Consider the following 12,403-nt stretch of genomic DNA (forward strand, 5'->3'; position numbering starts at 1 on the left):
AAGATCCTTGTATCAGCAAAAAAGGGGCGCGCCTCGGCGACGCCCCCCAAAATTGATCCAGCGTGCAGCGATCAGCCCACACGCGCCATGCAATGCTCGATCAGCGCTTCAAGTTCACGCTGGTAATCCTGCATCAGTGCGTCCATGGTGCCGGCGCGGTAACGCTGGCTGCTGTAGATGCAGCGCAACGCCAACTGGCCGTCATACACCTGGCCGACAATTTCCAGCCAGTTGCCCAGGTTCGCCTTCAGGCTGTAGTTGTCACCGGTCTCCTCCAGCGCCGGCACCAGCAGAGCCTGCTCGTCGAAGCTCTGGTCGAACTGCCCCAGGTAGTTGAACGTCACCCGCGCCTGCGGCAGATCCGCCAGTTGCCGGGATACCTCGGCGCCCGCCAGATGACGCAGCACGCCGTAACCGATGCCCTTCTGCGGCACCGCCGCCAGCTGCGCCTGTACGTCGATGATCGAACGTCCGATATCGTCGCTGTCCGGACGCAACCGCACCGGGAACATGCTGGTGAACCAGCCAAGGCTGCGGCTCAGGTCGATGGATTCGAACAGATCCTCGCGGCCGTGCCCTTCCAGCAGAATCAGCGCCGATGGCTGGCCGCTCCAGCGGCACAGGGCCCGACCGAGTGCCGACAGCAGCAGGTCGTTGATTTGCGTGCGATAGACCGCCGGCGCCTGCTTGAGTAATTGTTCGGTGTGCTCGCGGGACAACTTGAGCCGCGCCTGCGCCTGCTGCCGCACCTGGTTCTTGCCACGGTAGTTGTCGCACGGCAGATCGACGCCCGGTTGATCCAGTTGTTCCAGCCAGTACGCCAGTTCCTGTTCGGCAATCGCCGGGGCCTTCGCCTGCAAGGCCTCGGCAAACGAACGATAGCTGCTGGTACGAATCGGCAGTTGCGGCGTCAGCCCTTGCACACACGCTTCATAAGCGGTTTTCAGGTCATCGAGCAGGATCCGCCAGGACACGGTGTCGACCACCAGGTGATGAATCACCACCAGCAGTCGCGCCTGACCATCCGGCAGGGCGACATGCATCACCCGCCAGACCGGCCCGTCGTCCAGTTTGAGGCTGCGCTGGGCAAGGTTGGCCAGCGCTTCGACCTGCTCGCTGTTCTCGGCCTCACGGCGCCAGAGCACCGCATCGCCCTGTTCGGTGGCTGTGCAGTAGCGTTGCAGCCAGCGCCCGTTCTCCTGAGTGAAGCGCAGGCGCAGCGAGTCGTGGTGTTGCTCGATCCAGCCCAGGGCCTGTTCGAGCGCATCCAGATCCAGTGGCTGGCGCGCACTCAACAGCAGTGACTGGTTGTAGTGATGGGCTTCGGACATGCCCTCGGCGAAGAACCACTCCTGGATCGGCAACAGATTGAACAAGCCCTCGCCCGCCACCTGCGTGACGTCCACCAGTGGCTGTCCGGCGCCTTCCTTCGTCACGTTCTGTTCGACGATGCCGGCGATGGTCTGATAGCGCATCAGATCGCGCAGCTTCAGCTCCATCTGCAACGTCGGATGGTTCCTGACCCGGGAAATGACCTGCAGGCTGAGGATCGAATCGCCGCCCAGTTCGAAGAAGTTATCCGTGATGCCCACCTGCTCGACTTGCAGCACCTGGGCCCAGATCTCGGCCAGCAGTGTTTCCTGCTCGTTGCGCGGGGCGACATATTCCTCGCTCTTGAAGTCCGGCTCCGGCAGCGCCTTGCGGTCGAGTTTGCCGTTGGGCGTGACCGGGAAAGCACTCAGGCAGACAATCTGCGCCGGCACCATGTACTCCGGCAGCGAGGCGCGCAGCCCAGCCTTCAGTTCATCGCCCACGTCTTCGCCCGTCGGCGTCACCACATAACCGATCAGTTGCTTGCCGGACGCATTGTCCCGGGCAATCACCAGCGCATCGGTCACACCCTCCAGTTGGCGCAGGCTGGCCTCGACTTCACCCAGCTCGATCCGGAAACCGCGCACCTTGACCTGATGGTCGATGCGCCCGACGTAATCGACCACGCCGTCCTGACGCAAACGCACCAGATCGCCGCTGCGATACAGGCGCTCGCCGACCGCGAACGGATTGGGTACGAAGCGCTCGCAGGTCAGATCCGCACGGCCGTGGTAACCACGGGCAACCCCATAACCGCCGATGTACAGCTCACCGGCAAAACCTGGCGGCAGCGGGTTCAGATCCTCGTCCAGCACGTACAGCGAACGTGCGCCCACGGCACGACCGATCGGTGCATAGGCCGCGTCACACTGCTGGCTCACCGGTACCTTCCAGAGCATCGGCGTGACCACGGTTTCCGTCGGGCCATAACCGTTGGTGAAGTACTCGGGGCGCAGGGCCGCCTTCACCTGTTCGAAGGTCTGGTCCGGCACGGCATCGCCGCCGAAGCAGTAAATGCGCACCGGTGGTGGCGCGATGCCGCTGGCCGCCGCGTACTCCGCCAACTGCTTGAGATAGGCCGGCGGGAAGCAGGCGATGGTGACGCCATACTCGTGCAACGCGGCGTAGGTCTGCTCCGGGGTCCACAGGCAACCGTCGCGAATCACCAGACGGCCACCGCTGTAGAGCGTACTCAACCAGCGCTCATGGGCACCGTCGAAAGCGAATGACATGAAGTGCAGCTCGCAGCTGCTGGCGTCCATTTCATACAGCTCGGCGATAGCCTGACAGTGCATGCTCAACGGCCCTTGCGTGACCGCAACGCCCTTCGGCCGACCGGTGGAACCGGAGGTATAGACCAGATACGCCAGCCCCTGCTCCTGCACGCGGCAAACCGGCGCGTGATCGGGGTAACGGGTCTCGTCGAGGTGATCGATTTCCAGGCGCAACAGTCCTTCGGGCGCCGGCAAGGTGGCGCGCAGGCTGCTCTGGGTCAGCAACAGGGCCATGCCCGAATCCTCGATCATGTACGCCAGTCGCTCAGGCGGATAATCGATGTCCAGCGGCACGTACGCCGCACCGCTCTTGAGCACGGCGAGGAAGCTGACGACCATTTCCAGCGAGCGCGGCAGCGCCACGCCGATCACCACCTCCGGGCCCGCACCGTGTTCGGTCAGGCAGTGGGCCAGACGATTGGCCCGTTGTTCGAGTTCGGCATAGCTCAGACTCAATCCGGCGCACTGCAGGGCAATAGCCTCTGGTTGATGCTGTGCATGCCGGCTGATCAGTTGCGGCAGCAACACCGGTTCGTGGCTGGAGACCGGTTCGGCACTCCAGGCGTGGATCGCCTGCCACTGCTCGTTCGACAGGCGCTGCAGATTGCCCAGTCGCTCGTAAGGCGCACGCATCATCGCTTCGAGGGTGTTTTCCAGTGTCAGGCGAATGCCTTCCACGGCCTCGGCGCTGAAGTGGCTGCGCAGGTACAGGTACTCGATCGACAGCTCGTCACCCAGCATCACCGCGAGGTCCATCGGTACGTTGGTCACACCGTGGCCGATGGATTTGCCGAAGGTCAGGTCGGTGTCGTTTTCTTCTTGCAGGCGATCATCGATCGGGAAGTTCTCGAACACGATGATGCTGTCGAACAGCGCCTGGCCACCGAGGTTGGACCAGCGCTGCACATCGGCCAGCGGCGCCTGGGAATAGTCACGAATGTCCAGGTTGTAGGCCTGCACTTCGCCGAGCCAGTCCGCCAGGCGCTGATCGGCCTGCGGCGTCTGGATGATCGGCAAGGTGTTGATGAACAGCCCCAGCATGTTGCCGACATTCGCCAGCCCTTCGGGACGCCCCGAAACCGTGGCACCGAACGTGACCGTGCGCTGCCCGGTGTAACGCTGCAACAGCAGCAGCCAGGCGCCCTGAATCAATGTGTTGGGGGTGATGCGCAGGTCGCGGCAGAACTGCAACAGGCGTGCGGTTTGCGCCTGATCCCAGTTCGAGTAGATCGCATCGTGGCCGGAGACATCGGCCGAGTGCCGCGGATGGATCGCCTGGCTCAACGCCGTCGGCTCGTTGACCGCCGCCAGACGCGCTTTCCAGAACAGCTCCTGCGCGTCCTGATCCTGTGCCTGCAACCAGGCGATGAAGTCGCGGTAACGACCGTTCTCACCGCTGACCTTGCCCTTGGAGTAATACTGCAAGACTTCGCCGAACAGGCGCGAGCTGCTCCAGCCGTCCATCAGGATGTGGTGGCTGGTCCAGATCATCTGATAGCGGTCATCGCTCAGGCGCAACAGCGTCACCCGCTGCAAACGCGCCTGGGACAAGTCGAAGCCGAGGGCACGATCATCGCTGGCGAACCCGGCGATCGATTCATCGCTGACCTCACGCTCGCGCCAGTCGAGCACCTGCATTTGCAGCGGGGCCTGACGATGGACCACTTGCAACGGCTTGGCCAGCCCGTCCTGCCAGTGAAAACTGGTCCGCAGGATCGCCTGGCGATCGATCACAAATTCCCAGGCGCCCCGGAAACGCTCCACATCCAGGCCCTGGATCGGCAAGCTGACCTGGTTGACGTACAGGCTGCTGCCATTGTCCGAGAGCGTATGGAACAGCATGCCCTCCTGCATCGGCGACAGCGGATAAACGTCCTCGATCAGATCCGCCGGCACCGGCAACGCATCGAGCTGCGCCTGCTCCAGACGCGCCAGCGGGTAGCTTTCCGGCGTGCCGTCGGCCTGATGCGCGGACTCCACCGATGCCACCGTCGCCAGTTTCTGCACGGTCTGTTGCTGGAACAGATCCTTGGGGGTAAAGCGGATGCCCTGCTGGCGCGCACGGCTGACCAGCTGGATGGAGATGATCGAATCACCGCCCAGGCTGAAGAAGTTATCGGTCACACCGACCCGGTCAATCTTCAGGATGTCTTGCCAGACCACAACCAGCTGTTGCTCAAGCTCCGTTGATGGGGCGACATAGTCCCGGGCCGACTGATTGACGTCCGGTGCCGGCAAGGCCTTGCGGTCCAGTTTGCCGTTGGGGGTCAGCGGCAGCGCCTCGAGGTACAGCCACTGCGCAGGCACCATGTAATCCGGCAGGTGCGTCTTGAGGGCGGACTGCAGCGATTCGCTCAGCTCATCCTGTTCCTGAAGGCTGAGGCCGGATCGGGTCGGCACCACATACGCCACCAGTTGTTGACCGCTGAGACCGTCCACCGCCAGCACCACGCCCTCGTGCACGCTGCCCTGGGCCAGCAGGCGCGCTTCGATTTCACCCAGCTCGATACGGAAACCGCGCACCTTGACCTGATGGTCGATGCGGCCCACGTATTCGATCCGCCCATCGTCCCACAGGCGCGTCAGGTCGCCGGTGCGGTACATACGCTCGCCGCTGGTCGAGGCCGGGTTCGGCACGAAACGCTCGGCGGTCAGGCCCGGACGGAACAGGTAACCGCGGGTGATGCCGTCACCGGCCAGATACAGCTCGGCCGCCACCCCGATCGGCGACGCTTGCAGTTGCCCGTCCAGCAGGTAGGCGGTGGTGTTGACCAGCGGCCGGCCGATGTTCGCCTGGCCGCCGGCTTCGCGGCGGGTCCAGGTCGAATAGGTGGTGTCTTCCGACGGCCCGTACAGGTCGTAGACGTGCTCGACCGACGTCTCGCGATACAGGCTGTCGACCACGTTTTGCTTGAGCGGCTCGCCAGCCAGATTGATGATCCGCACGCCATTCGGAATATGCCCGGCACGGTGCAAGGCAGCGATCGCCGACGGCACGGTGTTGATCAGGCGCACCTGATCGCGCTCCGGCAGGTCCGGCAGCTCCAGGGCATTGCGCGCCATGACGATCGAACCGCCACGCGCGAGGGTGACAAAAATCTCCCACACCGACAGGTCGAAGCAGACCGACGTCGAGGCGAGCACGCCTTGCAGGTCAGCCTCGCTGTAGACGTCGGCGGACCAGTGGATCAGTGCCTGGACGTTACGATGGGCAATCGCCACGCCTTTGGGTTTGCCGGTGGAACCGGAGGTGTAGATGACGTAGGCCAGGTTCGCCGAATCGCCACGCACGTCGAGGTTATCGGCAGCCGCATCGGCAAAGGCCTCGCCGCCCGCCTCCACCAGCACCACCTGCGCGTCGGTCTGCGGCAGTTGCCCCAGCAGCGATTGTTGCGTCAGCAGGACCTTCGCCTGGCTGTCTTCCAACATGTACGCCACGCGGTCGGCCGGGTAGTCCGGATCCAGCGGCACGTAGGTGCCACCGGCCTTGAGCACCGCCATCAAGGCAATCACCAGTTCCGCCGAGCGCGGCATCGCCACGCCCACCCGAACCTCGGCGCCGACGCCCAGCGTCGACAGATGACGGGCCAGTTGGTTGGCCCGACGATTGAGTTCGGCATAACTCAGGGCCACACCGCCATGGCTCAGGGCCACAGCGTGCGGACGGGCCTGGACCTGCGCCTCGAAGCTTTGATGAATCAGACGCTCAGCCGGATACGCGGCGTGGTTGTCGTTCCATTGCGCCAGCGTGTTGTGCTCGGCACCCGACAGCAGCCCGACTTCACCCAACAGGCGTTGCGGCGACTCAAGGAACTGTTGCAGCACCACTTCCAGGTGCGTGGCCAACCCAACTACGCCGCGCTCGGAAAACTGCTCGGTCAGGTAGTTGAAGTCCAGACTCAGGACCTCGCCGGCACCGGCGATCAGGGTCAGGCCGTAGTTGGTCTGCTCGCGGTGTTCCAGACCACCGAAGCGCAGGCCGCCCGGATTGGCCTCCAGCGTCTCCGACACCGGGTAGTTTTCAAACACCAGCAAGGTGTCGAACAACGCTTCGCCGTTGAGTTCGGCCAGACGCTGAATGTCTTGCAGCGGCGTCTGCTCGAAGTCGCGCAACTGCAGGTTCTTGTCCTGCACGCTGCGCACCCAGTCGCGCACGCTGACGCCCGGTTGCGGGCTGGCGATCACCGGCAAGGTGTTGATGAACAGCCCCAGTTGCTGCTCGATGCCCGGCAAATCCACCGGACGCCCGGACACCGTGGCGCCGAACGCGACCGTGGCCTGGCCGGTGTAACGCTGCAGAATCAGCAGCCATGCTGCCTGCACCAGACTGTTGAGGGTGACTTGCTGCTGCCGGGAGAAGCTGTTCAGGCGACGGGTGAAAGCGGCGTCGAAGGTCAGGCGATGCACGCCCTTGCCCGCGCCCGGCTGAACCTTGCCCGGACATGCCGAGGCCAGACGGGTCGGCTCGTTGAGCTCGGCCAGTTGCCCGCGCCAGAAAGCCTGCGCGGCCTGCTTGTCCTGGCTTTGCAGCCAGGCCAGGAAGTCCCGGTAACGGCCCTGCGCTCCCGGCACCGGATGACCGGCGTAATCCTGCAGCACCTCACCGAACATCCGCGAGTTGCTCCAGCCATCCATCAGGATGTGGTGGCAGGTAAAGATCAGACGATGGCGATCATCGGCCGTACGCAACAGGCACAGACGCAGCAGCGGCGGATTCTGCAAATCGAAACCGCGCTCCAGATCAGCCCGGGCCCGCGCCTCCATGGCCACGGCCAGGTCCGGCTCGTGGCGCATGTCCACTTCCGGCATTTCCAGGGTCAGCTGGCGATGAATGACTTGCAGCGGCGTGTCGAGACCGTCGCGGCCCCAGATGAAACCGGCGCGCAGCACTTCATGACGATCCACCACCCGCTGCCAGGCTTGCTGGAAGCGCGCGACGTCCAGACCTTCGATGTCCAGCAGCATCTGATAGACATAAGCGCTGGCATCGGCGTCATAGAGACTGTGGAACAGAATGCCCTGCTGCATCGGCGCCAGCGGATAGATGTCTTCGATCCGCTGGGCAACGATCGGCAGGTTGTCCAGATGGGTCTGGGACAACCCGGCCAGCGGCACGTCGGACGGTGTCAGACCACCGCTCGGGTGATTCAGGCAATGGTCGATCAATTCGGCCAGCGCCTCTTCATAGGCACGTGCCAGCGCATGGATGGTCGCGTCTTCGAACACATCGCCGCTGTAGGTCCAGGTCAGGCTCAACTGCCCCTGATAAACCCGGCCATCGATGGTCAGCGTGTTGGCCATCGGCGCGCGCTCGTCCTGCCCGGCGCCCTTGTCTTCAGTGGCCGGCACCCACAACGCGTCTTCATCGAAGTTGTTGTCGAACTGGCCGAGGTAGTTGAACGTCACCTTCGGCTGCGCCGCGCCGCCCAGGACGGCCTGCGCCTCGGCGCTGCCCAGATAACGCAACAGGCCATAACCGATGCCCTTGTTGGGGATCGCCCGCAGTTGTTCCTTGATGCCCTTGATCGACGTTTCGACACCGGCGCCGGGGGTCAGACGCACCGGGAACATGCTGGTGAACCAGCCCACCGTGCGGCTCAGGTCAACATCGTCGAACAGGTCTTCACGACCATGGCCCTCGAGCTGTACCAGCGCGCTCTCGGCACCGGTCCATTCGCACAGCACCTTGGCCAGCGCAGTCAGCAACAGGTCGTTGACCTGGGTGCGATAGACCGCCGGGGCCTGTTGCAGCAACTGCCGGGTGCGCTCGGCATCCAGACGCGTATCGACACTGCGCTCGAAACGGTTGCTCAACTGACCCTGCGGGTTGTCCAGCGGCAGCTCGATGCCCGCGCCGCTCAACTGCCCGCGCCAGTAATCCAGCTCGGCTTCCAGCACGGCACTGCGCGCATGCCCTTGCAGGCGCGCGCCCCAGTCCTTGAACGCGGTGGTCTTGGCCGGCAGGCGCACAACCTGCCCCGCCGTCAGCTGTTGATAAACGGTTTGCAGGTCTTCCAGCACGATCCGCCAGGACACCCCGTCGACCACCAGGTGATGGATCACCAGCAACAGGCGCTGGCTGGCGTCAGGCAAGTCCACCAGCACCGCGCGGATCAGCGGACCGTTGTCCAGATCGAGGCTGCGTTGCAGTTCCTGGCACAGCGCCGGCAAAGCCGCGCTTTCCTGCAAGGTCACGGTGCGCAGCAGTTCCAGGTTCTGTTCAACCGGCGCGTGGGTCTGTTGCCAGCCACCCTCGAGGTCGCGGTAACGCAGACGCAAGGCGTCATGGTGCCGTTGCAGGTGCTGCAACGCCTGCTCCAGTGCAGCCGCCGCCAGTGGTTTGGTCGGAGTCAGCAGGATCGACTGGTTCCAGTGATGACGCGCCGGGATATCGCTGTGGAAAAAGTACTGCTGGATCGGCGTCAGCACCGCCTCGCCGAGCACATCGCCCTGGGTCGCGAGCACCACGTCGCTCTGCTGCGCGACCGTGGCCAGGCGCTGCACCGTCTGATGCTGGAAGATGTCCTTGGGCGTGAAACGGATGCCCGCCTGACGTGCGCGGCTGACCACCTGAATCGAAATGATCGAGTCGCCGCCCAGCTCGAAGAAATTGTCGTTGAGGCCGACACGCTCGACCTTCAGCACGTCCTGCCAGATGGCGGCCAGTTGCTGTTCCAGCTCACTGCGCGGCGCGGCATACGCTTCCTGCACCTGAGCGACCTGCGGCTGCGGCAGTTGCTTGCGATCGAGTTTGCCGTTGGCGGTCAGCGGCAGGCGCTCGAGGAATGCCCAGCTGACCGGCACCATGTAGTCCGGCAAGGCGTCGCGCAGTTGCGCCTTGATCGAATCGCGCAGCGTCGCCTCGGCATCGGCTTGCAGTGCCTCGTTCGGCACGATCCAGGTCGCCAGTTGCTGACCGCTCGGGCCTTCGACCGCCAGCACCACCGCCTCGCGCACCGCCGGGTGCTTGAGCAGCCGGGTTTCGATTTCCCCCAGCTCGATACGGAAACCGCGGATCTTCACTTGATGGTCGATACGACCGATGTACTCGATCACCCCGTCGCCGCGCAGGCGCGCCAGGTCGCCGGTGCGGTACAGACGCTCGCCGGCCTGCGGGTTGAACGGGTCGGGCACAAAACGCGTAGCGCTCATGCCCGGTTGATTCAGGTAACCCCGGGCCAGACCGGCACCGGCGATGTACAGCTCGCCGATGCAACCTTGCGGCACCAGGTTCAGCGCGCTGTCGAGCAGGTACCACGACAGGTCGACAATCGGCTCGCCGATCGGGCTGCTGTGGCTTTGCTCAAGGTCGGCCATCGACAATGGGCGGTACGTCACGTGCACGGTGGTTTCAGTGATGCCGTACATGTTCACCAGCGTCGGTGCACGGTCGCCGAAACGCTCGAACCATGGCCGCAGGTTCTGCACTTCCAGCGCTTCGCCACCGAACACCACGTAACGCAGCGAATGGTCGCGCGAGGATTCACTGGCCAGTTGCATCAGCGGCTTGAACGCCGACGGCGTCTGGTTCAGCACCGTGACGTGTTCATCGCACAGCAGGGTGTAGAAATCTTCCGGGGAACGGGTGACGTCGTGGGGTACGACCACCAGTTTTCCGCCGTACAGCAGCGCACCGAAAATTTCCCAGACCGAGAAGTCGAACGCGAAGGAATGGAACAGGGTCCAGCTGTCGTCCGGGCCGAAACCGAACCAGTGGTCGGTGGCGCTGAACAGGCGGATGACGTTGCTGTGCGGCAGCAATGCACCTTTGGGTTTGCCGGTCGAACCGGAGGTGTAGATGACGTACGCCAGGTTGTCCGGCGTGGTCAGGCACGCCGGGTTTTCGCTGTTGCCCGGCTCCAGTGCCTGGCTCAGGTCCAGGCAGGTGAGCCCCGGAGGAATCGGCAGCTGTGCCTGCAAATGGCCTTGGGTCAGGAGCAGACCGATGCCACTGTCCTCGATCATGTAACTCAGGCGGTCTTGCGGGTAACCCGGATCCAGCGGCACGTAGGCACCGCCAGCCTTCAGCACGGCGACGATGGCGACGATCATGTCCAGCGAACGCTCGACCGCCACACCGACCCGCACATCCGGGCCGACGCCGTTCGCGATCAACCGGTGCGCCCACTGATTGGCCCGGCGATTGAGTTCGGCGTAGGTCAGCCGCTGCCCGGCAAAGGTCACGGCGACCGCATCGGGATGGCACTCAGCCTGAGCCTCGATTACCTGATGGATGCACTGCTCGACCGGGTGCTCGATCCGCGTCGGGTTCCATTGGCCCAACAGTTGTTGCTGACGGGCGTCATCGAGCATCGGCAACTGCCCGATGCTGCGCGACGGGTCGGCGACGATCGCCTGCAACAGCGCGGTCCAGTGCTGCGCCAGACGCTCGATGGTCGCCGCGTCGAACAGGTCCGTGGCGTACTTGAACACCGCTTCGATGCCGTGGGCCTGTTCGGTGGTGTTCAGGGTCAGGTCGAACTGGGCGGTCTGGCTCTGCCATTCCAGTGGCTCGATGCTCAGGCCATTGAGGCGCGTCTCGACACTGCTGCGGCGTTCGGCCTGATGGTTGAACATGACCTGAAACAGCGGGCTGTGGCTCAGGCTGCGACCCGGTTCCAGGGCTTCCACCAGTTGCTCGAAGGGCAAGTCCTGATGGGCCTGGGCTTCCTGCGCGGTCTGTTTGACCTGACGCAGCAAATCGACAAACGGGGTCTGGCTGTCAACGTCGGCCTTGAGCACCTGCGTGTTGACGAAGAACCCGATCAGACGCTCGATTTCCACCCGGCCACGGTTGGCCACCGGCACGCCGACACGGATGTCCGACTGCCCGCTGTAGCGGTGCAACAGCGCCTGGAAAGATGCCAGCAGCAAGACGAACAGCGTGACGTTTTCCTGCCGCGCAAAGGCTTTCAGGCCCTGGCTCAGCTGTGCATCGAGAATCAGGTTGTGGCTGGCCCCGGCAAAGCTCTGATCGACACTGCGCGCGCGATCGAGCGGCAGTTCCAGCACCGGTTGTTCGCCGCCAAGTTTCTCCTGCCAATAGGCCAGTTGCCGCGCCTGCTCGCCGGCTTCCATCCACTGGCGCTGCCACAGGGCGTAGTCGGCGTATTGAATCGGCAGGGCCGGCAGACCGGCATCGTGACCGAGGCTGAAACCGGCGTAGAGCTGCACCAGTTCTTCAATCATCACTTGCAGCGACCAGCCATCGGAGACGATGTGGTGCAGGGTCAGCACCAGCACATGGTCGTTCGGGTTGACCTGCAACAGGGCCGCGCGCAACAGCGGGCCTTGCTGCAGATCGAAAGTCTTCTGGCTCTGGGTCTGGACGAACGCCTGGATCGAGGCCTCCGGGTCGCTCGCCAGCTCAGGGCTCAGTGGGTAGGTCTCCAGTGCAAACGATCCTGGCGGCAGGATCGTTTGCAGCGGTTGTTCGGTTTCCTGGGAGAACACCGTGCGCAAGGTTTCGTGTCGTTCGATCAGCGCCTGAAGGCTGCGCTCCAGCGCCGACTCATCCAGCGGACCCTGCAAGCGCAGGGCCGTCGGAATGTTGTAGGCCGCGCTGTGCGGCGCCCACTGCCAGAGAAACCACTGGCGCTGCTGGGCGTAGGACAGCAGCAGCGGCTCTTCGGCCGTGCGCTTGAAAACCGGGGCAATGTCAAAGAGGTTGACGCCTTTCTGCTTGAGCAGAACCGCCAGAGCCTTTCTTTGCTTAGCCGAAAGTTGTCCTACCGACTCGATTAACTCTTGCACGCGTT

Annotated in this window: 1 protein-coding gene; it reads right to left on the bottom strand. The window is 63.9% G+C overall.

The window, feature by feature from the left end; all coding sequences use genetic code 11:
* Positions 1-71: 71 nt before the first annotated feature.
* Entirely contained in the window at positions 72-12,398 is a 12,327-nt protein-coding gene (locus AC07Y2_RS10490; RefSeq protein ID WP_103386382.1) for a non-ribosomal peptide synthetase, read from the bottom strand.
* Positions 12,399-12,403 lie beyond the last annotated feature (5 nt).

Source organism: Pseudomonas sp. GW456-12-1-14-TSB6 (genome assembly GCF_059424205.1).